Source organism: Hymenobacter nitidus, assembly GCF_020447315.1.
GTDB classification, from domain to species: domain Bacteria; phylum Bacteroidota; class Bacteroidia; order Cytophagales; family Hymenobacteraceae; genus Hymenobacter; species Hymenobacter nitidus.
Genome location: NZ_JAJADQ010000004.1, coordinates 166871 through 189568, shown reverse-complemented (window position 1 = coordinate 189568; position 22698 = coordinate 166871). Strand labels below are relative to the sequence as shown.

At 60.2% G+C, this 22698-nt stretch carries 20 protein-coding genes; 12 read left to right on the top strand and 8 right to left on the bottom strand.

What is annotated here, in order from left to right; genetic code table 11:
- Positions 1-88: 88 nt before the first annotated feature.
- A complete protein-coding gene (gene recR / locus LGH70_RS09180) occupies positions 89-703 on the bottom strand; it encodes a recombination mediator RecR (RefSeq protein ID WP_226184937.1) in 615 nt (204 codons plus the stop codon).
- Positions 704-873: 170 nt separating this feature from the next.
- Positions 874-1155: an ATP-dependent Clp protease adaptor ClpS gene (locus LGH70_RS09175; RefSeq protein WP_226184936.1), complete on the bottom strand. Its 282-nt coding sequence runs from the start codon at positions 1153-1155 to the stop codon at positions 874-876.
- 231 nt (positions 1156-1386) lie between these two features.
- On the opposite strand from LGH70_RS09175, the gene LGH70_RS09170 reads away from it, so the two are divergent.
- Together LGH70_RS09170 and LGH70_RS09165 are read left to right on the top strand one after the other, a co-directional pair.
- A complete protein-coding gene (locus tag LGH70_RS09170) occupies positions 1387-3555 on the top strand; it encodes a S9 family peptidase (RefSeq protein ID WP_226184935.1) in 2169 nt (722 codons plus the stop codon).
- Positions 3556-3642: 87 nt separating this feature from the next.
- Complete coding sequence (locus LGH70_RS09165) at positions 3643-4458, top strand: hypothetical protein (protein ID WP_226184934.1); 816 nt, start codon at positions 3643-3645, stop codon at positions 4456-4458.
- Positions 4459-4657: 199 nt separating this feature from the next.
- Here the strand turns inward: LGH70_RS09165 and LGH70_RS09160 are convergent, their stop codons facing one another.
- The gene (locus LGH70_RS09160; RefSeq protein WP_226184933.1) at positions 4658-7195 is read right to left on the bottom strand and encodes a DUF4132 domain-containing protein; all 2538 of its coding nucleotides are present in this window, start codon (positions 7193-7195) and stop codon (positions 4658-4660) included.
- Between the two features lie 77 nt (positions 7196-7272).
- Positions 7273-7668: a hypothetical protein gene (locus LGH70_RS09155; protein ID WP_226184932.1), complete on the bottom strand. Its 396-nt coding sequence runs from the start codon at positions 7666-7668 to the stop codon at positions 7273-7275.
- Between the two features lie 166 nt (positions 7669-7834).
- Between LGH70_RS09155 and LGH70_RS09150 the strand changes: the two genes are divergently transcribed.
- Positions 7835-8392 carry a hypothetical protein gene (locus LGH70_RS09150; protein WP_226184931.1) on the top strand — a complete coding sequence of 186 codons (558 nt, stop codon included), beginning with the start codon at positions 7835-7837 and terminating at the stop codon, positions 8390-8392.
- 179 nt (positions 8393-8571) lie between these two features.
- Positions 8572-9306, top strand: coding sequence for a hypothetical protein (locus tag LGH70_RS09145; RefSeq protein WP_226184930.1), 735 nt, complete (start codon positions 8572-8574; stop codon positions 9304-9306).
- 78 nt (positions 9307-9384) lie between these two features.
- Here the strand turns inward: LGH70_RS09145 and LGH70_RS09140 are convergent, their stop codons facing one another.
- Together LGH70_RS09140 and LGH70_RS09135 are read right to left on the bottom strand one after the other, a co-directional pair.
- A complete protein-coding gene (locus LGH70_RS09140) occupies positions 9385-10029 on the bottom strand; it encodes a YceI family protein (protein ID WP_226184929.1) in 645 nt (214 codons plus the stop codon).
- 42 nt (positions 10030-10071) lie between these two features.
- Positions 10072-10521, bottom strand: coding sequence for a MarR family winged helix-turn-helix transcriptional regulator (locus LGH70_RS09135; RefSeq protein WP_226184928.1), 450 nt, complete (start codon positions 10519-10521; stop codon positions 10072-10074).
- Between the two features lie 159 nt (positions 10522-10680).
- Between LGH70_RS09135 and LGH70_RS09130 the strand changes: the two genes are divergently transcribed.
- Positions 10681-11262, top strand: a complete 582-nt coding sequence (locus tag LGH70_RS09130; RefSeq protein WP_226184927.1) for a DUF6799 domain-containing protein — start codon at positions 10681-10683, stop codon at positions 11260-11262.
- Between the two features lie 50 nt (positions 11263-11312).
- On the opposite strand, the gene LGH70_RS09125 is transcribed toward LGH70_RS09130, so the two are convergent.
- Complete coding sequence (locus LGH70_RS09125) at positions 11313-11711, bottom strand: hypothetical protein (RefSeq protein WP_226184926.1); 399 nt, start codon at positions 11709-11711, stop codon at positions 11313-11315.
- 28 nt (positions 11712-11739) lie between these two features.
- Positions 11740-12783 carry a dipeptide epimerase gene (locus LGH70_RS23820; protein ID WP_226184925.1) on the bottom strand — a complete coding sequence of 348 codons (1044 nt, stop codon included), beginning with the start codon at positions 12781-12783 and terminating at the stop codon, positions 11740-11742.
- A gap of 142 nt (positions 12784-12925) precedes the next feature.
- On the opposite strand from LGH70_RS23820, the gene LGH70_RS09115 reads away from it, so the two are divergent.
- The 7 genes from LGH70_RS09115 to LGH70_RS09085 all read left to right on the top strand — a co-directional run bounded on the left by LGH70_RS09115 (position 12926) and on the right by LGH70_RS09085 (position 22564).
- Positions 12926-14344 carry a dicarboxylate/amino acid:cation symporter gene (locus LGH70_RS09115; RefSeq protein ID WP_226184924.1) on the top strand — a complete coding sequence of 473 codons (1419 nt, stop codon included), beginning with the start codon at positions 12926-12928 and terminating at the stop codon, positions 14342-14344.
- Positions 14345-14528: 184 nt separating this feature from the next.
- Entirely contained in the window at positions 14529-15230 is a 702-nt protein-coding gene (locus LGH70_RS09110; RefSeq protein WP_226184923.1) for a hypothetical protein, read from the top strand.
- Positions 15231-15427: 197 nt separating this feature from the next.
- Positions 15428-16810 (top strand): M16 family metallopeptidase, encoded by a 1383-nt coding sequence (locus tag LGH70_RS09105; protein WP_226184922.1) that lies wholly within the window; start codon positions 15428-15430, stop codon positions 16808-16810.
- Between the two features lie 54 nt (positions 16811-16864).
- Complete coding sequence (locus tag LGH70_RS09100; protein ID WP_226184921.1) at positions 16865-18424, top strand: M16 family metallopeptidase; 1560 nt, start codon at positions 16865-16867, stop codon at positions 18422-18424.
- 145 nt (positions 18425-18569) lie between these two features.
- Positions 18570-19445 carry a T9SS type A sorting domain-containing protein gene (locus LGH70_RS09095; RefSeq protein ID WP_226184920.1) on the top strand — a complete coding sequence of 292 codons (876 nt, stop codon included), beginning with the start codon at positions 18570-18572 and terminating at the stop codon, positions 19443-19445.
- 132 nt (positions 19446-19577) lie between these two features.
- The gene (locus LGH70_RS09090) at positions 19578-20102 is read left to right on the top strand and encodes a hypothetical protein (RefSeq protein ID WP_226184919.1); all 525 of its coding nucleotides are present in this window, start codon (positions 19578-19580) and stop codon (positions 20100-20102) included.
- A gap of 128 nt (positions 20103-20230) precedes the next feature.
- Positions 20231-22564, top strand: a complete 2334-nt coding sequence (locus LGH70_RS09085) for a GAF domain-containing protein (RefSeq protein WP_226184918.1) — start codon at positions 20231-20233, stop codon at positions 22562-22564.
- Positions 22565-22698 lie beyond the last annotated feature (134 nt).

The window sequence follows — 22698 nt, the reverse complement described above, 5'->3', positions numbered from 1 at the left end:
TTCTGGTAAAAGAACATTGGTGACTAGCAAAGGACGGATTGCCGCGTCTCTGCTTCATGCGCAGAATGCTCGCAAGGACATGAGGGAATCAGCCTTGCTTGGCCTGGCGGGTGCGCTCCACGATGGAGCGGCCCAAGGTGATTTCGTCGGCGTATTCCAACTCGCCGCCCATCGGAATGCCACGGGCAATGGTGCTGATGTGCACGTCGGGAAACTCGCGCAGCTTACGGGACAGGAAAAACGCGGTGGTGTCGCCTTCCATCGTGGGGCTGATGGCCAGGATAATTTCCTTGATTTCCGACTCGGGAATGCGGGTCAGCAGCGTGTCGATGTGCAGGTCGCTGGGGCCGATGCCCTCAATAGGTGAAATCACGCCGCCCAGCACGTGGTACACGCCCTGGTACTGGCCGGTATTTTCGATGGCAATAACGTCGCGGATATCCGACACGACGCACACCATGCTATGGTCGCGCAGCTTGTTGGCGCAGATGCTGCACTCCTCCGTGTCGGAGATATTATGACAGGTTTGACAATAGGTAATCTCGAAGCGCATCTTGGCCAGAGCCTCGGCCAGCGAGCTGGTGGCTTCGGTTTCGGCTTTGAGCAGGTGCAGCGTGAGGCGCAAAGCGGTTTTGCGGCCGATACCGGGCAGCTTCGCCAACTCTCCTACTGCGTTTTCTATTAGTTTGGAAGGAAACTCCATTAAATCTAATGTGAGAAATGTGGGTAATGTGTCGGAATGCGGTGAATGTGATTTTAAGTGTGCTGATGGGCTATTAGGCTATCTAAAATTGGCCACTCATGCACCAGCTAACCGGGCTTTGAGCCATCCGGATAGCACATTCGCCACATTTCTCACATTCACCACATTGCCTACAGTACGTCGGCCGAAATACCCCGGTCGTGGATGGCGGTGCACATGTCGGCCAGTTCCTCATAGGCGCCGTGCTTCACGGTGCACTGCCCCTTATGGTGAATCAGCAGGGTACACTGCTCGGCTTGTTCCGGCTCGTGGCCGCACACGTCGATCAGGGTTCGGATAACGTGCTCGAAGGTGTTCACGTCATCGTTGTACACGATTAGGTCGCGGACCTCGATGGTTTCTTCCAGCAGCAGTACATCCTCGTCGTAGTCGATTTGCGGTTTGGTGGTCATGGCACAAAAGTACGGAAAATCGAGTAAAAAAGCCTGTTTACCGGGCTTCCCCGGCGTAGTATAACCCACTTACCGTCAGAATCGTTTCCCGGTTTCGCTACAATATCCGGGGCCGGCTATATGCCCCGCATATACCGTTTTACCCCGTCAAAACAACTGGGCGGCGGCTGCGGGGTTGTTCGCAAATCCGGTGTAATTTCCAGCTTTCAATTCCCTCCCTTTTTCTCTTCTATGCTTACTCTCCCCTCGCGCCTGGCCCTGCTGTTGGGTCTGGCCCTGGTGCTGCAGCTGCCGGCCCGCGCCCAGCAGAAGCTGCTCACGATGGAGGATGCCTTCCTCAACCGCAGCCTGCAACCCCAGAACCTGCGGCAGCTCACCTGGATTCCGGGCTCGAATGATGAATATAGCTACGTGCGTACCACCGGCGGCCAGGACGAGCTGGTGCGCGGCGCGGCCACTACTGACAAGCTCACCACGGCGGTGCCCGTTGCCCAGCTTAGCGCGGCCCTGAAAGCGGCCGGCGCTGACGAAGCCAAAGCCTTTCCGGCAGTGCAGTGGCTGAATGCCGGCACGCTGCTGGTCACGAGCAAAGGCCAGGTGTACGGCTATACCGTTGCCACCGGCCAGGCCAGCAAGCTGCTGGCCTACGACCCGGCGGCCGAAAACGTGGAAATGGACCCCACTAAAACCCGGGTGGCCTACACCAAAGCCCAGAACCTCTACATCTCCCTGGCGGGCCGCGAAAATGAGGCCGTAACCCAGGAACCCAACCCCGGCATCGTGAACGGGCAGGCGGCCCACCGCTCGGAGTTCGGCATCACGAAGGGCACGTTCTGGAGCCCCCAGGGCCGGAAGCTGGCCTTCTACCGCATGGATCAGACGATGGTAACGGATTATCCGCTCGTAACGGTGCTGCCCGTGCCGGCCCAGGCCACGCCCATTAAATACCCCATGGCCGGCGACAAAAGCCACGAGGTAACGGTGGGCATCTACGACGTAGAGTCGCGCAAAACCGTGTTTCTGCAAACCGGGGAGCCCCGGGAGCAGTATCTGACCAACCTTAGCTGGAGCCCCGACGAGAAGTTTATCTACGTGGCCGTGCTCAACCGGGGCCAGAACCACATGGAGCTGAAGCAGTACGACGCCACGTCGGGCGCGTTCGTCAAGACGCTGTTCGAGGAGAAAGACGACAAGTACGTGGAGCCCCAGCACTCGCTGCTTTTCGTGCCCGGCAAGGCCGACCAGTTCGTCTGGCAGAGCCAGCGCGACGGCTACAACCACCTCTACCTCTACTCCACCGGCGGCAAACTGCTGCGCCAGCTCACCAAGGGCAACTTTGTGGTAACCGAGGTACTGGGCTTCGACGCCAAAGGTAAGGAGGTAATTTTCACGGCTACGGCCACCGACGGGCTGGAGCGCCAGATTCAGGCCGTCGGTTTGGGTGGCGGCAAGCTGCGGCGCGTGTCGACGGCAGCCGGCACCCACGCGGGCACCCTGAGCCCTTCCGGAAAGTACGTGCTGGACAATTACAGCAGCAGCACGATACCGCGCCTGATTCAGACCCTGAGCGTGGCTACCGGCAAGGTCGGCGCTACGCTGCTGACCGCCCCCAACCCGGTGGAAGGCTACGCGCTGGGCCAGACCAGGCTGGTAACGGTGAAGGCCGCCGACGGCCAGACGACGCTTAACGCCCGCCTTATCACGCCGCCCAACTTCGATGCCGGCAAGAAATACCCCACGGTGGTCTACCTCTACGGCGGCCCGCACGTGCAGCTCGTGACCAACAGCTGGCTGAGCGGTTCCAACCTCTGGATGCAGCTCATGGCCCAGAAAGGCTACGTGGTCTTTACCATCGACTCGCGGGGCTCGGGCAACCGGGGCCGGGCCTTCGAGCAGGCTACCTTCCGCCAGCTGGGCACCGCCGAAATGGCCGACCAGCTCCAGGGCGTCGACTACCTCAAAAGCCTGCCCTACGTCGACCAAACCCGCATCGGCATTCACGGCTGGAGCTTCGGCGGCTTCATGACCACCACGATGATGACGCGCAGCCCCGGCACGTTCAAAGTGGGCATTGGGGGCGGCCCGGTTATCGACTGGCGCCTGTACGAGGTGATGTACACGGAGCGCTACATGGATACGCCCCAGGAAAACCCCGAGGGCTACGCCCAGGCCAACCTGCTAAACTACGTCGACAAGCTCCGGGGCCGCCTGCTGCTCATTCACGGCACCGTGGACGACGTGGTGGTGTGGCAGCACAGCCTCGACTACCTCAAAACGGCCGTCGACAAGGGCATTCAACTCGACTACTTCGTGTACCCCGGCCACCCGCACAACGTGGGCGGCAAAGACCGGGTGCACCTCTACCACAAGATTACCCAGTACTTCGACGAGCATCTGTAACGCCTGCTGCCGGCCGCACGGTGCTGTTGCAGCGGCTGGCCGTTTCTTGCGCCCACTCTTCCCCATCCCTATAACCTACCCCGCCGAATGAAATATCTGCTTCTCGCCGGCTTGCTGCTGGGGTTGCTGCCACCGGCCGTGGCCCAGGCTCAAGCCCAAACCAAGCCCCAGCCCGACACGGTGCGCATCAGCCGCATCGACGCCCGCTCCAACGCGGTGACGACGGTGGAAGTCGACTCCCTGGATTTTCTGAAGGCCATGGCCATCAACGAGGCAATCTTCAAGACCTTCAGCGGGCAGCTGTTCCTGGGACTGGGCTACGCCCGCGCCGACTACAGCGGCCTGAACGACGTGCTGCGCCAGGGCGGCTACCCCGTCGTCGATGGCGGGCAGTTTGCCTACGGCGGCGGCGGCAGCGTCCGGTTCAAGCACATCCTGCTGGGCATGGAAGCCGTGGTGTACGAGTTCAAGAAAGAGGATCAGGAGCGGAAAACCATGCTCAACTCATCCAATGTGATGAACTACCTGGGTTATGCTTGGCTCAATGCCAAGCAGACCCAGTGCTTCACTCCCACCTTGGGCGTCACCTACAACTCGGCCGATATCACCCTTATCGACCAGGCGCTGAGCGGTACCACCACGGCCGCCAACCTGCTTGCCAGCCCGGCCTACAGCCGCACGCTGCGCTACACCAGCACTTCGCTGGCCCTGGGGGCGCACTACGAGTTCTACCCCTTCGACCCCTCGGTGCTCAAGCGCTGCGTGGTCGGCCTGCACGTAACCTACTCCGCCCGCCTCGGCCGCGGCAGCTACTATGCCGACCACTATAAGCAGAAAATCGAGGGTCCGAACCTCAACCCGATGCAGTTTTCGGCCCGCGCCGTGTTTGGGTTCGTGCTGTAAAAGCGGCTGCATACCAACGCAAAAAAGCCACTCACTGTAATGCGAGTGGCTTTTTGCGTGTCAGAAGCTAGTTAAAGACGTTATGCTTGATCTGTCGTCCGCCTGCCGAAGCATGACGGGCTTAGGGCGCGCGAAATTCCTGGCTGGCTCACAGTGATGTTTAAACTCCGCTGGCTCGGAACAACTTCCCGGCCGCAGCCTACTGCTTAATCTGCCGGTTGATGGTTTCGTCGGTAATCTTGTCGTCGTCCATCAGCAGCAGGGCTTTACTCAAGATGATGGACAGCACCGCGTCGCCCTCGAAGGGCAGAAACACGTCGGGCGTCAGGGACTTGGCCGAGCGGTCGGGCACAATGCACAGGTACTGGTCGTTGGGCTCCATCAGGATGTTGCCGCTGCCCAGGTGGATTTTGTAGGTCCGCAGCTTGCCGCGCACCACCAGAAACCGGTCCTTTATTTCGCTCACCTTCCCAATTTTCATGCGGGGCACGAGGCGTTCCAGGGCCAGTTTGCGGTTTTTGGCCACTTCGCCCAACTCCCCGAAGCTGTAGCTCTCCCAGTAGTTGCGGTAGGCGGGCAGGCCGCCGTTGTCGCGCCACTGCGGGTCATTGCCCACGCTGCTTACGCCCACAAACAGGTCCACGTCGCGCATTACTTCCGAGAAAATCAGCGGCGGCACCTCGGGCAGCGGTACCGCACCCCGGCCGTTTACAAACCGGATTTGGTCGGTGCTGACGTAGTTCCAGATACCGGTATCGTTCCAGGCGTCGTCGGCATTCACTTCGCTCACCCAAAACTGCGCTTCCAGGCCGTAGGCGGGCAACGCCAGCGTTGCCGTGTCGGTTTCGTAACCCTTGTCGTAGGCGCCCATCAGGCTGTAGCGCCAGCCGCGCAGCTTGGTCAGGGAGTTAAACTGATGCTGGCGCAGCACGTGGGCTGCCATGCGGTTGGAATAAGTGCCCGTGCGCTCCTCGGGCGGCGTGAGCAGGTACAGCTCCCGGAACGCCTGTTTCAGGGGCTGGCGGCGCTGCTCGTCTTCCAGCAGCTTGCGCCAGGCCAGCACCTCGGCGGCCGGGGCCAGCACCGGGTGCCAGAGCTGCACCTGCGCGTCGTCGGCCGGTGCGGGCACGGGCTGGCCCTGGGCATCGCGCCAGGCCTCGCGCAGCCACAGCGCGTCGGTATGGGAGCCGTCGGGGTGGTGAAAGCGCCAGATCAGCTGCCGGGTGAGGTAGCTCAGCAGGTCGTGCTCGAAGTAATACTGCCGGAACCAGGCCAGCGGCAGCCGGCGCCCAACGATGAAGCTCCGGTCGAGCCGGTCGCGCTGGGCCGTGAGGGTTTGCTGGGCCAGGGCCTGGATTTCCTTCAGCTCTTTCAGCTCGGCGGCGTGGGTTTTCTTCAGGGCCGCGGGCACCGACTTCAGCGCCTTGCCCTCTTTCGACCACTGCACGGCCGCTTTACCATCGGTCAGCTCCAGCACGGCCTGGTAGTCACCGTATGTGAAGTTGGCCCGACCAGCCACCAGGCCGCAGGTGGGCACGGCCATATCCTCAATTTCGGTGGGCGTAACGCCCAGCTCCAACGAGGCTTTTTCTATGTGGTTGCTAATCAGGGCCTGGGCACTGGTTTGCTTTATCTTAAGCCGGAGGCGCGAGAGGTGCGCCACGCCGGGCAGGCCGCCCCGGGCCAGCGCCAGCACGCAGGCATTGCCCAGGCTGGGGGCCAGCGGACCTTTGCCCGGTACTTTGCGGTAGCACTTCAGGGCCAGCTCGGCCAAAGACGCCTGCATGGCCGGCGTCAGCAGCGGAATACTCGTCCAGATCAGTCCCTTGGCCGCATTCAGGCCCGTGGTGGTTAGCAGGTACGAGTCGGAGTAGGTGCTCGGGTCGTCGCCGAGGTGGAAGGTTTGCACCGGCAGCTGCGTCAGGCCGCTGAGCCAGACGCTGTAATGGGCCGCCACGACCGGCTCGCCCACGGCAGCAATGGCTGCGGCGGCTTCTTTTAGAAACTTGGCCGTGGGCTGGCTTCCGCTGGCTTTCTGCCAAAGCTGCAACAGCTTCAGCCAAGGCTGGGCAGTGGCCGGCTCCAGCTCGGCCACAAACTCATTCAGCGCCTGCCCGAAAGCGTCGCCGTCGGAGAAAGCCACAGTGGGCAGCTCCGCCCCACCGCCTTCGCCCAGCAGCTCCTGCAGCTTTACGCGCAGCTTCATCAGGCCGTCGTCAGTCAGGTTGGCGGTCATGGCTTGCAGCAACCCGCGCAGGTAGGCGGCCACTTCCTCGCCCAGAGGCTGGTTTTTGGACTTTTTCTCCAACTGGCTTAGCGTGGCCAGCAGCGGGAAGTACACCATAGCCGTTGATATCGTCTGCACGGTTTGCTTTCTGCCGCCCAGGCCATACAGATCCAGAAGCCGCACAAAATCGGCGTTGCTCAGCGCCAGGGTCGTACGCAGCAGCACCTTGAGCAGGGCCTCCAGCTGGTAGCGCAGGTCGTAATGGGTATGGTCGCCCAGCAGGCGGCTTATTACCTGCGCCGTGACCAGCACCAGCCGTCCTTTGTAGGCAGCATCCTGCTCCCGGAGCGCCTGGTAGGAGTTCAGCTCCGTCAGCTTCAGCCCGTAGTAGCTCAGGTTGCGGTCCTTAATTTCGGTGAGAAACCGCAGCAGTACGGGCAGCATCTCCGCGGCCTCGGGCAAGTCGCTGGTCAGAATTTTAGGCAGTGCTTTTTTCTCTTTCGTCGGCATGAATACGGAGGCTGAAGGGAAAAACAACCGGGTAACTGCGGCCCGCAGGCGCGGCCACACGCTGGTCCAGCGGCGCATCAGCCCCCTACCAGCGGCGTGAGTTTAATAAAACTGGCCGTGGCCCCGCTGCCCAGCCACACTTCCTCGTCCAGACTATCCACCTGCCGGTCGTTGACGAGCACAAAGTAGCTGTTCTGCAGAAAGCCTTCCAGGGCCTTGTAGAGCTGGGTTTCGGTGTCAATCGGCTTGGCCTGACGCAGCAGCCGGAAGCCGTTCAGCACCCGCTCCGACTCGGTGGGCTGCACCAGGCCCTGAAATACGTCCTGCTGCCGGCTGTTGTAGGCGGCTACTTCCTGGTACACGCGCTGGGCAATCAATTCGCGCACCGTGAGCATTTCCTGGGCTATTTCCAGCTCCAGCCGGTTGAGGATGCCGCCCGCGACGGTTTCGTCCTGAATGGTGAGTAAGGCCATACAAAGTAGAATGTAGTTGACAATTGAAGTAGCTTCGCTGAACCGACTAAAGCAGTTAGCCGAGGCAATTTACTAATTTTATTAGCAAATCAAATTCCTTAGCATCTGTTTTTCACCGCGGGCGTATTGCCCAGGTAATTCCTTGTTCCAACCCGCGCCTTTCTCCATGCCCGTTCCGTCCTCCGACTTCAAGAAAGCCCTCAAACGCCTGCCCGACGCCGACAAGGAAAAGCTGCTGCTTCGGGCCGTGCGCCGCGACGCCGAGCTCTACGAAACCCTGGTGTTTGAGCTGCTGCCGGAAGTGACGGTGGAGCAGGTGTATGAGGAAACCACCGACCGGATTCACGAGCTGTTCAACGTGGCCGTAACGGGCCGCCTGCTCAACCGCAGCCTGAACAAGGCCCTGGGCAAAGCCGTGAAGGAGAGTGCCCGTTCGCGCCGCATTACCAAGGATAAGCGCCTGGAAATTGACCTGAACCTGTACGCGCTGCGCCTGATTTTCGACAACTATACCGGCCAGTTCGACTCGCCCTACAACGGCTTCTACGTAAGCACGGCCCGCCTCACGACCCGCACCGCCCAACTGATTCTCAATAACCTGCACGAAGATCTGTGGCTGGAATACAAGCCCGAGCTCGACGATTTCCTGACCCAGTTGCACGGCCGCAGCAAGAGCCGCAACCTGCGCTTCGAGCTGCCCCGGGAGCTGGTGTTGCCCGGGTAAAGCACCACTTCCGGAGTATATAGCGCTTATCAAATTAGACTATACTCAGTACAGCCTGGATATATTATTCAATCTGCTACAGGGCGCATACAGGCGGACAGGTAAATAAATAGTTTTGTTGGTTGGATCAGAATGTCTGGCCCGCTGTACCTATTCAGTTTACCTTTTCTCTCTTCTTTATGCGCAACACATTTACCCGTATTGTGGCTGGCTCGGCTCTGCTTTTTGCCACCGGCTGCGCGGGCGGTTACACGGCTATTCGTCCTACTACCGTTACTTCCTATACGTCGGTGACGTCGGCCAATAGCCCGGTAGAGTTCAGCTACCAGTACGGCGCCCTCTCGATACACGGCCGCAATAAAAAATACAACAAGAAAGAGCGTAAGCGCGGCTACCAGACCGTGGCGGTGAAAGTGAAAAACAACACCGATCAGGAGTTGAACTTCTCCCGCGACCTAGAGCTCTACTTCGGCGACCGGCCGGTAGCTCCGGTACCATCGGTGCAGGCTGCCAACGACTTGAAGCAAGGCGTCGCCATCTACCTGCTCTACCTGCTGCTGAACTTCAACGTGGGTGGCACCACCACGGTAAACTCCAGCACGGGCCAGACGACTACTTCGGGCGGGACGTTTATTCCTACGGGCCCTTTCATTGCGGGCGGCAACATGATAGGTGCCAGCCAGGCCAACAAGAACCTGCGCCTGGAGTTTGCCCAGCACGACCTGACCAACAAGAGCATCAAGCCCGGCGAAACCGTGTACGGCATCATCAGCCTGCGGGAAATGAACGTGGCCCCGCTGCACCTGGTACTGCGCAACAGCTCGGCCGCCACCCGCCCCAGCACCACGCCCGCCTCTCCTGCCCAGGCGCCGGCGCCGGCCCAGGCCGTGCCCGCCAACGGCGGCCAGAAGTAAGCTTCCCAGGATCTTTTTACACAAAAAAAGCCCTGTCGTTTCGTACGACGGGGCTTTTTTGTGGCAGTTAGAATCCGACTACTGCTTGGCAATAACGTTGAAGCTCAGCGTAAAGTCGTTGTCAATGGCTTTGTCGCCAATGCTTTCGAAGAACGACTTCGAGCCGTATTTAATGTCGAACTGCGTGCGGTCGATGGTGGCGGTGCCAACGGCGGAAGCTACGCCATTTTTCACGTCGAGAATGGCGGGGAACGTAACGGGCTTGGTGATGCCTTTGATGGTCAGGTTGCCGGTTACGGTCGAGTTGTTGGCGTTAGCCGCCGCGCCTTTGATGGGCGTAATTTTGGTGATTTTGAAGGTAGCGGTGGGGTTCTTCTCGACGCCGAAGAAGTCGTCGGCCCGCAGGTGGCCGACCAGTTTGCCGTTGGTGTCGGCATCGGTGATGTCGGTTACCTTCAGCGAGTTCATGTCAACAACAAAAGTACCGCCGGTGATTTTGTTACCGTTTACGGCTACGTCGCCGCTCTTGAACTGAATGGTGCCGTTGTGCTGGCCCGTAACTTTTTTGCCGACCCAACCCAGGGTGCTGAGCTGCGGCTGCACTTTGTACACTGTAGCGGCTTTGGTGCTGGTAGCAGCCTTAGGAGCCGAAGGATCTTTGGCTACGGCCGGCGCAGCCAGAATAGAAGCAACGAACAGGGCGGAAAGAGCGAATTTTTTCATGACAAATGTGGAGTGAAGGGAAAACGAAGTAACTGAAAGACGTCAGTCGCGGATTTTATCGAGTAAGGCATTCAGCTGCACGGCTTCTTCCACCGTCAGCGTTTGCAGGTTGTGCTGCTTGCTCAGCACTTCGGTGTCCATGCGCAGCAGCAGCTCCAGGGCGGCTTCGGTAATGCGAATGTCCACGGCCCGGCGGTTGCTGGGGCACACAGTACGCGTCACCAGCCCCTTGGCTTCGAGCTTGTCGACGATGCGGGAGGCGTTGCTGGTTTTGTCGAGCATGCGCTCAATGAGCAGGTTGACGGTAGCCGGCTTGGGATGCTGCCCCCGCAGAATGCGCAGAATGTTGAACTGGGGCAGGGTAAGGTCGAATTCGCGAAACGCCGCGGCCTGCTGCTGCTGCAGCCAGCCCGCCGTGTAAATCAGATTGATGTACCCTTTCTGGTACTCATCCTTAAATACGGGCTGCTTGATTTCGTCTTCGATTCTCATAATATGCATTCAGCGGGGCTGGATTACGTTGCAAATATATGTACATACATTTAATGTCGCAACACAGTTCCCGAATTTCTTTTTTCACCCCGGTGGCACCGGCAAAAAACTGAATTCGGGCAAACCCGTAAGTTCAGCCTACTAACCAAACTCCACGCCATGATTCGCCACCTCCCCGCCGCCGCACTGTTTTTGGCTTTGGCCGCTCCTGCCAGTGCCCTGGCACAAGCCACGCCCACCCGCCCGGCGGGGGCTGTAGTGGCCAATAGCACCGACCAGTTTCTGATGCGCGATGGCGAGGTAGTGCTGCGCCAGGGCTCTACCACCAAGCCCCTGACCCAGAACGTGGCCCTAGCCGATGGCACGAAGATCAACTATAAAAGTGGTATTGTGGAGCTGCCCGGAGGCAAAAAAACCACCCTGCGCGAGGGCGACTACGTAACCATGAAAGGGGAAATCGTGTTTGCCACGCCCGGCAGCGCCGCTTCGGCCCGCGGCACCACGGCTCCGGCCGGGGCCCAGTACGAGCCCCTGGTAGACCGCAACTCGGTGCCCACCACCGCCGACATGGAAACCCGCCTGAGCAGCCTCAACAGCCGCATTACCCTGATGGCCCAGAAAATTCAGCTGCTCAACGACAAGATCAGCCTGCTGAGCAGCGGCACCCAGCGCCCCGCCGATACCAGCCAGCTCGACCAGCAGATTAAGGCGCTGGATGAGCAGCTGCGCCAGGTAAAGTAAGGCCTGCCAATGCTGGCTTCGTAATGAGGATACAAGCAAAGCGCCACCTGCTATGGGTGGCGCTTTGCTTGTTTTACAGGCGTTGCCTGAGCAAGTTGATCGATGGCAATGTTTGCGCAGAAATAGTGTCTATCTGCCGAGCGGACGTGCTTTCGCTTCCTTTCAATGACCAATAATCGGGTAAACTTGGCATTGGCGCCGTCCAACTTCTCACTTCTCTTGATAGTTAGCTGCCCCGGCAGGTAATGTAAAAGAATCGTATCCCCTTTTACTTCATACCGGCCTTGAGCCGTGTTTATACCATTATGAAGTATTTCAAAATCGTTGTTTCGGCTATACAGCTGGATATAATGTAGCTCATCGACCGCCGAAAAGACGATATCCTCACGGGCACTGCAAGATACCAAAGACGCCATCAAGCTCACTCCAACCCATATTTTTACCACCATTCCTATCTGACTTGGTATTCAGTTGAACTCAGCTGACCACCGGCACCAGCCGGTTCCAGCACACGGGCAGGGCCGTCAGCCGGCCGTTTTCCTCCCGCACTAGGCCAAAGGGCTCGTCGCGCACGATCAGGAAGCCGTCTAGGTCACAGACGTCGGCCAAGTGGCTGATCTGCAGGGCCGACCAGATGCCGAGCGAGGTTTCGACCATGCAGCCCAGCATTGTTTGCAGGCCGTGGGCGCGGGTTTGCTGCAGAATCCGGATGCCGTTGAGGTAGCCGCCGGCCTTCATCAGCTTCATGTTCACGCCGTGAAACTGCCGGGCAATGTCGGCAAAATCGGCCGTGGCCGTCACCGACTCGTCGGCGAAAACCGGCCAGGGCGAGCGGCTGCGCAGGTAGCGGTAGTCGTCAGTGCAACGAGCCGGCAGGGGCTGCTCCAGCAGGCGCACGCGCAGCGCGGGCAACGTCTGGACCTGTTCCAGAAAGCGCAGCAGCGCATCAGCGTCGGTCCAGGCCTCGTTGCCGTCGATCAGCAGCTCGCGGCCGGGAAGCGCCGCACTGATGGCCCGCAGCAGCTCCAGGCCGCTGTGCTGGTCTACCTTGATTTTGAGCAGCGGAAAGCGGCTCATGCGCTGCTGCTGCACAAAATCGGCCACGGTCCCGGGCTCCATGATGGGCAGCGTGAAGGCCGTAGCGACCGGGCTGCCGGGCGCCGGGCAGCCTAGCCACGTAGCCACCGACTGCCCTGCCAGGCCCGCCAGCCGGTGCACGAAAGCCGATTCGAGGGCAAAGCGCAGGGCTTGGGCGGGCGGGTGCGCGGCCAGCAGCTCTTCCAGCTCGGGCAGGCGGGTCAGCTTGTTCAGCCCGGCCTGCAGCAGGGCGTCAAACTGAACGGTAAGCACCTCGGGCGTTTCGCCGTAGCGCACGTTGGGCGCGGCCTCGCCCCAACCCGTGGCCCCGCCCCCACTGACGCGCACGATGAGGTTGGTCTTGACGTCGGAGGCGTTGCGGGAAATTTTCCAGGTATAGCGTAGCGGCAGCTCATGAGCGGCCAAAGTCCAGAGGAGCGACACGGTAGATAGGCGAAAGCGGGATACTGGCGGAATGCAATACAGAGGTACGCAAAACAAGATTCAAAGGAGCAATCCGCAACGAAAGTCAATACCTTATCTTTGCTGACTTTCCCGCCGATTTCCCCTCCGTTTATTTCCCTGCATGAAGTTCTCTCGCCTCGCTCCCGTGGTCCTGCTGCTGTTTCTGGTAGCCCTGGCCCTGACCGTTCTGCACGCCTATAACATCGGGGGCCTGCCCGAGGCCGTGCCCATGATAGCCCGCTGGCTGGCCCTGGCCGCCCTGGTCGCCTACGCCACCCAGCGCCGCTCCCTCACTTTCTGGATTGTGGTCAGCATGTTTATCGGTGCCGAGTTCGGGCACGACTACCCCGTGGCCGCCCAAAATATGAAGGTACTCAGCGACGTATTCCTGCGCCTGGTCAAAACCATCATTGCCCCGCTGGTATTCGCCACGCTGGTTGTGGGTATTGCCGGCCACGCCGACCTGAAGCAGGTAGGCAAGATGGGTATTAAGGCCCTGGTGTACTTCGAGATTGTCACCACGTTTGCCCTCTTTATCGGCCTGGCCGCCATCAACCTGACGAAAGCCGGAGTGGGCATCAGTCAGGCCGGCGTAGATGCCGAAACCGAGAAGCTGCAGACCGTGGAGCAAACCACCTCGGATATCATCCTGCACATCTTCCCCGAAAACATTGCCAAATCCATTGCTGAAGGCCAGGTGCTGCAGGTCGTGGTGTTTGCCATCATTTTCGCCATCGGCCTGGCCATGGTGCACGGCAAGCACCGCAAGCCCATGCTGGACTTTGCCGAAAGCCTATCGGAGGTGATGTTCAAGTTCACCAACGTAGTGATGTTCTTCGCTCCCATCGGGGTGGGTGGCGCTTTGGCGTACACGGTCGGCAAAATGGGCTTTGCGCCCCTGGTCAACGCCTTTAAGCTGCTCCTGACGCTCTACGGCGCCCTGGCAGCCTTCCTGCTGCTGGTGCTCGTGCCGGTGGCCCTGATTGCCCGTATTCCACTCAAGCGCTTCATTCAGGCCATTGCCGAGCCGGTCAGCATTGCCTTTGCTACTACCAGCTCGGAGGCGGCCCTGCCCCGGGCCATGGAAGCCATGGAAAGCATCGGGGTGCCGCGCCGCGTGGTGGCCTTCGTGATGCCTACCGGCTACTCGTTCAACCTCGACGGCACCACGCTCTACCTGTCGTTGGCGGCCGTGTTCGTGGCCCAGGCCGCCGGCATCGACCTCTCGTTAGGGCAGCAGCTGGTAATGGTATTTACCCTGATGCTAACCAGCAAGGGCGTGGCCGGCGTGCCGCGCGCCTCCCTGGTGATTCTGCTGGCCACGGTGGCCTCGTTCAACCTGCCTTCGTGGCCGGTGTTCATTATCCTGGGCATTGATGCGTTGATGGACATGGCCCGCACGGCCGTCAACGTCATCGGCAACTGCCTGGCTACGGCCGTAGTAGCCCGCTGGGAAGGCGAATTCGTGGATAACTACGTTGCGGAGCCCATCGACGACCTGGCCGAAGCCGACAGCAGCCTGGCCCAGCACACGCACTAAGCCGCGGATTTTTTTGTTTTTCTCCTTCACCGGCAGGCCCTCGCAGCCTGCCGGTGCTGTTTTTGGACCGAGGAAACAGAAAGTAGTAACTATTTAATAGCAGCGTAAAAACTGGAAACGTCTGCCCGTAATTCGCGTTGGTAGCAGCTGTGCAGCCCGCGCATTCACCTCTAATCTCATCGGCATGAAGCGTTTAGCTTTGATTTCCTTTCTCAGTGTATTGCTGGTAACGCTGGACGGTTGCCGGTCGCTCGACAAGGCCCTGTTTACCGTGCCCACCGCCTCGCTCAACACCCGCCTGCCGGTGCTGGAAACCAGCGTCGAGGCCAGCGCCCTGAGTCGCTCCACGGGCGCCACCGCCGACGACGCGCAGAAGCTGTTTCGGCTGGAGCTGGACCGCAACCTGATGGACGACAAAGACACGACGACCTACGGCACCATTAAGCTCAGCATTAGCAAGGTGGCTAACCAGCGCACGGGCCGGGGGCTGCATATCTTCCAGCTGGCCACGCTGCTGACGCCTTCCCTGCTGGGCATTCCCATCGAGTGGTATCAAACCCAGCTGCAGGCCGAGGTGCAGATTGTGGATGTGAAAGACAACATACTGGCAACCTACAAGGGCAAGGGCGAGTCGAAAATCCGCGTGGCGGTGTACCACGGCTACTCCCAGAAAGGCGCGCCCCGCCTGGCCGATATCGAAGCCGTTCGCCAGGCCCTGAATGAAATCCGGCCGCAGCTAGCCGCCGACTCCCGCTTCCTGCGCGAGCAGCTGATTCTGGCCAAAACGGCCGGCGTAGTCACCATCAGCGACGTGCCCGGCTTCAATACCGCCGAGCCAGCCGACTCCACCGCCCGGCCGGCGCCGGCCGGCTCGAAGCCCGAGTAGCCCCTATTCTGCTTTACGGTACCGGCCCGGCGGCTCCTTCACGGGGGCCGCCGGGCTTGTTTTTTGGGGCCGGGCAGGTCAGAAATTCGATGCTGGGATTTTGCGGTGGATGTGCAACCTTTAGCCCGGCAATTGTTCCTTTGGCGCGTAACGCGCCCGTGGGCGTGGCCGCCCTCATTTACCTCATTTCTCCCCGTATGAAACACTCTGTACAGGCCTGCCTTTTAGCGGCTGGTCTTCTGGTGGCGCCCCTGGCTGAGGCGCAAAAAAAGGCGACTCCCGCCGCCACGGCCGCCACTTCTGCCCAGGCTTTCCCCTACCCCATTCAGCAGAAGCAGCTGGCCAACGGCCTGAACGTGGTGACCGTGCCCTTCGACTCGCCGGGCCTGGCCTCGTTCTTTCTGGTGGTGCGCGCCGGCTCGCGCGACGAAGTGGAGCCCGGCCACACCGGCTTTGCCCACTTCTTCGAGCACGTCATGTTCCGGGGCACCGACAAGTACTCCAAGGACCAGTACAACGAAGTGCTGAAAAGCCTCGGGGCCTCGGCTAACGCCAATACCTCCCTCGACCGGACCGTGTACCACATGACCGGCAACGCGACGATGCTGGAAAAGATGTTTGAGGTGGAAGCCGACCGGTTTCAGTACCTGAAATACCCCGAGCACGACTTCAAAGCCGAAGCTGGCGCCGTGAAGGGCGAGTATACCAAGAATTCGGCCTCGCTCTACACCCAGCTCAACGAGAAAGTGGCCGATGCCGCCTTCGACAAGCACACCTACGAGCACACTACCATGGGCTTCTTCAAGGACGTGGTGGACATGCCCAACCAGTACCAGTACTCCCTGCAGTTCTTCGACCGGTTCTACCGCCCCGAATACACTACCCTGCTGGTGGTCGGCGACGTGAAGGCCGAGCAGGTAAACCAGCTGGCCGATAAGTATTTCAGCATGTGGAAGCGCGGCAGCTACAAGCCCACCATTACGCCCGAGCCCGAGCAGACGGCCCCGCGCTACGTGCACATCCAGAACGCCAACTTCCCGCCCCTGGTGAGCCTGAGCTACCGTGGCCCGGCTTTCAACGACCAGAGCAAAGACCTGCCCGCCCTGGACATTCTGAGCACCATGCTGTTTTCCGACAACTCGCCGCTGTACCAGAAGCTGGTGGTGAAAGAGCAGAAAGTACGCTTCGTGGGCGGCGCCCCCAACTACACCCGTGACCCGTACCTGATGTCGATTCGGGCCTCGGTGGTGAAGCCCACCGACATGGCCTACGTGAAAGATGAGATTACCAAAGCCCTGGAAGAACTTAAAACCACCCCCGTAGACGCCAAGCGCCTCGCCGATACCAAGTCGGCGCTGAAGTACGGCTTTTTGATGGGCCTCGACTCGCCCGACCAGATTGCCAACGGCCTCTCCGAGTTTATCTGGCTCACCGGCGACCCGCAGTCCCTGAACCGCTACTACGCCCTCTACGACCAGGTAACACCAGCCGACATTCAGGCCGCAGCCAAGAAATACTTCGTGGCCGAGCACCTCACCGTGGGCACCATCGGGCCCAACACCACGGGCGGCGTGCAGTAGCGCGGCGGCAGTACCTGGCTTATTCTCCCTCCTCCCTTCGACTTTTCTTCTTCCATGAAAAATACTTTTTCCCGCTTCCTGCTGGCAGCGGCCCTACTGGGCCCGGCCGGAGCGTTTAGTGCCCAAGCCGCCGACGTGGTGGAGCTGCGCCAGCCCAACTCCTCGAAAGTGGTGGTGAAGCTGCAGTTCCGTAACGGCTCCTCCTCCGACCCCGTGGGCAAGGAAGGTCTGACGTACCTCACCAGCCAGCTCGTGACCGAAGGCGGCACCAAGGCCATGACGGCCGCCCAACTCAAGGACTTCCTCTACCCGATGGCCACGCGCTACTACGCCACCACCGATAAGGAAGTCACGACCTTCACCTTCGAGTTTCACCGCGACTTTATTGATAAGTTTTACCCGGTGCTGCAAGGCCTGATTCTTACCCCCACCTTCACGGAGGAAGACTTCGGCCGCGTCAAGTCCAACCTGCACAACTACGTGGAGCAGGTAATTCGGGCCTCCTCGGATGAGGATTACAGCAAGTTTGCCCTCGAAGACCAGCTCTTCCGCGGCACCCGCTTCCAGCACATGACGCGCGGCACGGCAGCCGGCGTGAAAAGCCTCACGCTGGACGACGTGAAAAAGCACTACGCCGCCGCTTTTGGCAAAGACAATCTGACCATCGGCATTGCCGGCAACTACCCCGAGTCGTTTGCCAAAAAGCTGAAGGATGACCTGGAAAAGCTGCCCAAGAGCACGGCTAAAGCCGTAGTACCCACTCTGGCCGCACCCAAAGGCATTCACGTCGAAATCATCAGCAAGACCGACGCCCTGGGCTCGGCCGTGTACGCGGGCTTCCCGATTCAGACGACGCGTGCTTCCGACGATTTCGCGGCCCTGATGGTGGCCAACTCCTACCTGGGGGAACACCGCAAAAGCTACGGCAAGCTCTACGACAAGATCCGGACGACCCGCTCGATGAACTACGGCGACTACAGCTACATCGAGTGGTACGACAACGGTGGCCAGAACATGCTGCCCGTGCCCGGCGTGCCCCGCCACGCCAACTACGCCAGCCTGTGGCTGCGCCCGGTGCAGATTGCCGAAGGCCTGCGCAAGCAGTATCCCACCGAGCTGGGCGGCCTCACAGTGGGCCACGCGCCGTTTGCCCTGCGCATGGCTGTGCGCGAAATGGACAACATCGTGAAGAACGGCCTGAGCAAGGCTGACTTCGAACTGACGCGCACCTTCCTGCGCTCCTACGTGAAGCTCTACGGCACCACGCCGTCCAAGCAGCTGGGCTTTCTGCTCGATTCCAAGTTCTACGGCCGCAAAGACTACCTCAAGGAGCTGGATGGGCAGCTGGCCAAGCTGACCCTGGACGACGTGAACAAAGCCATCCGGAAGCACTGGCAGACCCAGAACATGTACGTGACCATCGTCACGGACGACAGCGAGGCCCAGCCCCTGGCCGACGTGCTGAAGCAGAACACGCCTTCGCCCATGAGCTACGCCAAGGTGGTGAGCGAAGGGCTGCCGAAGGAAGTAGTGGCCGAAGACGCGCAGGTAGCCAACTACAAGCTGAACATAGTCGACGTGAAGGTTATCGACACGAAAGACACGTTTAAGTAAGCGAAATACCTCATTCTGAATATAGCAAAACCGCTTCAGCATACGCTGGGGCGGTTTTTTTTCGTTCCTGATTAAACGTTGGCTACCTGCGGGCATCTATGGGTCCGAACACTGATTTGCCACTATGCATGCCCGTACCCTGCTTATGAAGACTACCCTGCTCAAAACCCTGACCCTGCTGCTGGCCGCGCTGCTCAGCGCCAGCAGCACGTTTGCCAACGGCCGCCGCGACGAAAAGCCGGGCCGCCAGGAAGTGAAAGCCTATTACCAGACCAACGTGCTGCCCGTGGTGCGGCAGCAGCGCCAGAAGCTGGAAGCCCAGCTCTCGGCCGACGACAAAGCCCAGCTGGCCACCTACCGCACCCAGCTGCAGGCCTTGCGCCAGCGTGGCAAGAGCCTGCGCGAAGCCCTGCAGCCCGCTACGCCCGGCGCCGCCCACCCCGCGCTGACTGAGGCCCAGAAGCAGCAGATGCAGCAGCTACGCTCCGAAAGCCGCGAAATCATGGTAAAAGTGGGCTTGCTGGCCAAAAAATATGCCCCCCAGCTTACCCAGCTCAGCCAGGAAATCCAGCCCCAGAAAGACAAGTGGACTACGGACCTAAAGGCCATTAGCACCAAGTATGCCACGCCCGCGCAGCTGGAAAACCGCCGCGCCGGGGGCCGGCACCACGGCGCGGGCCGCCTGGGCCAGGACTTCCTGCGCCCCGCCAAATTCCTGCTGCTGGACCCCAATGCCCCGGCCCTAAGAGCCACTACCAGCGCCGCTACCGACCTGAACGTGTACCCCAACCCCGCGGCGGCCAGCAACCAGCTGGAATACCAGGTGAAGAAGGCCGGACCCGTTACGATTGAAATTCTGGACGGACGCGGCAACACCCTGCGGCCCGTGCTGCAGAACGAGCAGCAGGACAAAGGCAGCCACACGCTGACGGCCAACCTCGCCGATTTACCCAGCGGCACCTACTTCTACAAAATCACGACCCGCACGGGCACCGAAACCAAGCGCTTCGTGAAGCAATAACCGCAGCGGTTCGTTCGTATCTACAGCCAGTTCCCCGACAGGAGCTGGCTGTCCTGTTTTTGGGCCGATTTGGCACCACTCAGCCCGCCGATACCGGAATCCTGCGGCCGGGACGCTACCTTTACCCCTGTTATGCTACGTTCTCTGCTCACCTGGTTTCTTCTGCTCGGCTCGGGGCTGCTTCTTTCGGCCTGCTGCGTCAACAACACCTGCCTGTGTCAGGACGGCGCGGACGACGACGTGTTTCTGCGCTTCAACCTGGACCCGGCCAACAAAGGCTTCACGGCCCGGGAAGTAGACACTATCCTGATTGTAAGACGGCCGAAAGACCCGCGGAGCACAATCCGGCCCGACACAATCGTCATTGGCCGTGCCCTGGCCAACGTGGCCGAACCCATTGCCATTGGCCCCGGCCGGCCTTTCTCCCGCTCGGGCGTGCGCTTCACCCAGTTTATCTACAACCTCTCGTTTCTGCACTCCGAAAAGCGCTTTGTCGTGGATCCTATTGCCGTCGAGAGCCGCCCCGTGGATGAGAGTGCCTGCTGCACCTGTTCCCGGAACCAAAAGAAAGTAGTGGTAGTCAACAACGTGCAGTACGATGCCCACGACCCTACCAATGAGGATAAGCCAGTCTATATCACGCTCAATAAGGAGTAAACGGCGAACTACTGCTGGGTTTCTTCGGAGTGGGTAAGCCGCGCAGGCCGGCCACCCCGTATATGCTGCCAACAGCGACCCGGACGGAGTGAATCAATCGGCGGGGCCTCGCTGTTATACCGGCACTTATGTTACGAGAACCTACCGTCCGCCCTGCTGTTACCTCCCCGGCTTTCCCGTTCAAGACCACGCTGAGTCTCGAGCCCATTATTGCCTACTGGCAGGCCCGCGAAAACGACTCCAACCCCGGCGTGGCCCTGCTGGCCCGCTCCATCGGCGAGCAGGTAGCCGACGCCCCGTGGTGCCGCGGCCCCATCACCGACCTGAGCGTGCTGGACTGCAGCTGCGACCTGGTCGAAACGCTGCTGATGGCCGTATTTCCGCCCGCCTCGTTTGCAACCGATATCAGCGGGGCCGTGGCGCCGTTTCAGCGCCTGAGCTTCTACCAGACGCCCCGGTTTGCGGAAGTGCTGCTCAACACCAACAAAACCGTCAAGCAGCCGCTGAACTTCGACATCCGGACCATGGATATCTACATGGCCCGGATGGTGTACCAGCTGATTCTGGATAAGATTTACGGCGTGCACCTGCCCCTGCAGGGCACCATCATCTTTACCGTTCCGGACTACAACATTGGCTCCTACCGCCACTACGGCGTGGGCTACAACTCCACGTTTGTGGATGTGCGCGTGGTGGGCGAAAAGCCCGAGCTGACGCCCGAGCAAATTGAGCACCTGAGCCACAACCTGCACCGCGCCGACCTGTGGCACGAGCTGCTGCCGCCCGAGCGGTTCGAGCTGGAAGGCTTCAACATCCTGCACCTGGTGGACGTGACCGAGCAGGAAATCCTCTCGGAGCTGAAATACGACCTGTTGGAGCGCGACGTGCTGCAGGCCTCCGACCGGCTCGAGCAAATTCAGGAAAAGCTGCGGGTGCTCTTCGGCCGGCCGTTTCTGCAGCTCGGCATTGCCGCCTACGACGAGAAAAAGCAGGCTTTCGTGGACTTTGGCCGCAAAATCAACCACAGCTTCCTGACCAAGCAGCTCAACAACCAGGACGCCGGCTCGGGCTTCCGCCGCATCTACAACCAGCTGCTGCAGGACCGCCAGCCGCTGGTGCTGCAAAACGTGGAGCTGGCCGACATTCCGGAAGACTTGCGCCAGCAGATTCTGGGCATCGGCATCAAAAGCACCATTCTGGCCCTGCTGCCCTACGGCGACGACACGGTGGGCTTGCTGGAGCTGGGCTCGCCCAATATCGGCGACCTGGACGAGTTCTGCATCGAGCAGGTAGCGCAGTTCGTGCCCCTGTTTGCGGTGGCCGTAAAGCGCAACTCCGAGGAAATCCAGACCCGGGTGCAGGCCATTATCAAGGAGAAGTTTACGGCCATTCACCCCACCATGGAGTGGCGCTTCACCGACGCGGCCCTGAACCTGCTCAACAAGCTGGAGGAGGGCAATAAAAACGCGGAAATGGAGGATATTGTCTTCCACGAAGTATACCCGCTGCACGGCGCCAGCGACATTCGGGGCAGCAGCACGGCCCGCAACGAGGCCATTCAGGGCGACCTGATTGAGCACCTGACTTTGGCCAACAAAGTCCTGAAAAAAGCGTCCGACTTTCAGCAGCTGCCCATTCTGGATGAGCTCAAGTTCTACGTCAACAAGAACCTGCGCCGCCTGCGCCAGGGAATTCTGACGGGGGATGAGGTCAGCATTTTCGAGTCGCTGAAGACGGAAGTGGAGCCGCTGTTTGAGTACCTGGCCAACAATACGCCCGAGCTGCGGCCCGTTATTGCCCAGTACTGGAACAACATGGACCCCGAGCTGGGCATCCTCTACAAGCGCCGCAAGGACTTTGAGCAGAGCGTGACCCTGCTCAACGACACGGTGAGCGACTACCTCGACGAGGAAGAAGCCAAGGCCCAGGAGATGTTTCCACACTACTTCCAGCGCTTCAAAACCGACGGCGTGGAGCACAACATCTACGTGGGCGCCTCACTGGTCGAGAACAAGCCGTTTGACCTGGTATTCCTGAAAAACCTGCGCCTGTGGCAGCTGCTGGTGACGGTAGAAATTACGCGCCGCACCGCCGCACTCAAAGCCAAGCTGGCCGTGCCTCTGGAAACCACCCACCTCATCCTAATCCATGGCCAGCCCCTGAGCATCCGCTTCCGCCAGGACGAGCGGCAATTCGACGTGGACGGCGCCTACAATATCCGCTACGAAATCATCAAGAAGCGGGTGGACAAGGCCACCGTGCTGGGCACCGGCGAGCGGCTCACCCAGCCGGGCAAAATTGCCCTGGTGTATGCTCAGCAGCGCGAAGCCGCCGAGTACATGGAGTACATCGACTACCTGCAGGACCGTGGCCTGCTCGAGCCCGAAGTGGAAGAGCTGGAGCTGGAGGAGCTGCAGGGCGTGAAAGGCCTGCTAGCTTTGCGGGTAAAGGTGAAGCTGTAAGCAGCCAGCCAGAAGCTTAAACGAGTTGATAGAGTATACCCGAGGTGCTGACGCCAAGCCGCTCAGCCACTGGGTATGCTCTATCCATGTAAAGCCGCCGTGGAATGAGCGGCAACTTTCAGCTCACTCTTCGC

Bases quoted from the DNA above. Each gene is read 5' to 3' on its own strand.
- LGH70_RS09095 (WP_226184920.1), top strand. From the start codon at position 18,570: ATGAAGACTACCCTGCTCAAAACCCTGACCCTGCTGCTGGCCGCGCTG.
- LGH70_RS09115 (WP_226184924.1), top strand. From the start codon at position 12,926: ATGAAGTTCTCTCGCCTCGCTCCCGTGGTCCTGCTGCTGTTTCTGGTA.
- LGH70_RS09165 (WP_226184934.1), top strand. From the start codon at position 3,643: ATGAAATATCTGCTTCTCGCCGGCTTGCTGCTGGGGTTGCTGCCACCG.
- LGH70_RS09110 (WP_226184923.1), top strand. From the start codon at position 14,529: ATGAAGCGTTTAGCTTTGATTTCCTTTCTCAGTGTATTGCTGGTAACG.
- LGH70_RS09100 (WP_226184921.1), top strand. From the start codon at position 16,865: ATGAAAAATACTTTTTCCCGCTTCCTGCTGGCAGCGGCCCTACTGGGC.
- LGH70_RS09105 (WP_226184922.1), top strand. From the start codon at position 15,428: ATGAAACACTCTGTACAGGCCTGCCTTTTAGCGGCTGGTCTTCTGGTG.
- LGH70_RS09130 (WP_226184927.1), top strand. From the start codon at position 10,681: ATGATTCGCCACCTCCCCGCCGCCGCACTGTTTTTGGCTTTGGCCGCT.
- LGH70_RS09175 (WP_226184936.1), bottom strand. From the start codon at position 1,155: ATGACCACCAAACCGCAAATCGACTACGACGAGGATGTACTGCTGCTG.
- LGH70_RS09150 (WP_226184931.1), top strand. From the start codon at position 7,835: ATGCCCGTTCCGTCCTCCGACTTCAAGAAAGCCCTCAAACGCCTGCCC.
- LGH70_RS09170 (WP_226184935.1), top strand. From the start codon at position 1,387: ATGCTTACTCTCCCCTCGCGCCTGGCCCTGCTGTTGGGTCTGGCCCTG.
- LGH70_RS09155 (WP_226184932.1), bottom strand. From the start codon at position 7,668: ATGGCCTTACTCACCATTCAGGACGAAACCGTCGCGGGCGGCATCCTC.
- LGH70_RS09145 (WP_226184930.1), top strand. From the start codon at position 8,572: ATGCGCAACACATTTACCCGTATTGTGGCTGGCTCGGCTCTGCTTTTT.
- LGH70_RS09135 (WP_226184928.1), bottom strand. From the start codon at position 10,521: ATGAGAATCGAAGACGAAATCAAGCAGCCCGTATTTAAGGATGAGTAC.
- LGH70_RS09125 (WP_226184926.1), bottom strand. From the start codon at position 11,711: ATGGTGGTAAAAATATGGGTTGGAGTGAGCTTGATGGCGTCTTTGGTA.
- LGH70_RS09160 (WP_226184933.1), bottom strand. From the start codon at position 7,195: ATGCCGACGAAAGAGAAAAAAGCACTGCCTAAAATTCTGACCAGCGAC.
- recR (WP_226184937.1), bottom strand. From the start codon at position 703: ATGGAGTTTCCTTCCAAACTAATAGAAAACGCAGTAGGAGAGTTGGCG.
- LGH70_RS09090 (WP_226184919.1), top strand. From the start codon at position 19,578: ATGCTACGTTCTCTGCTCACCTGGTTTCTTCTGCTCGGCTCGGGGCTG.
- LGH70_RS09085 (WP_226184918.1), top strand. From the start codon at position 20,231: ATGTTACGAGAACCTACCGTCCGCCCTGCTGTTACCTCCCCGGCTTTC.
- LGH70_RS09140 (WP_226184929.1), bottom strand. From the start codon at position 10,029: ATGAAAAAATTCGCTCTTTCCGCCCTGTTCGTTGCTTCTATTCTGGCT.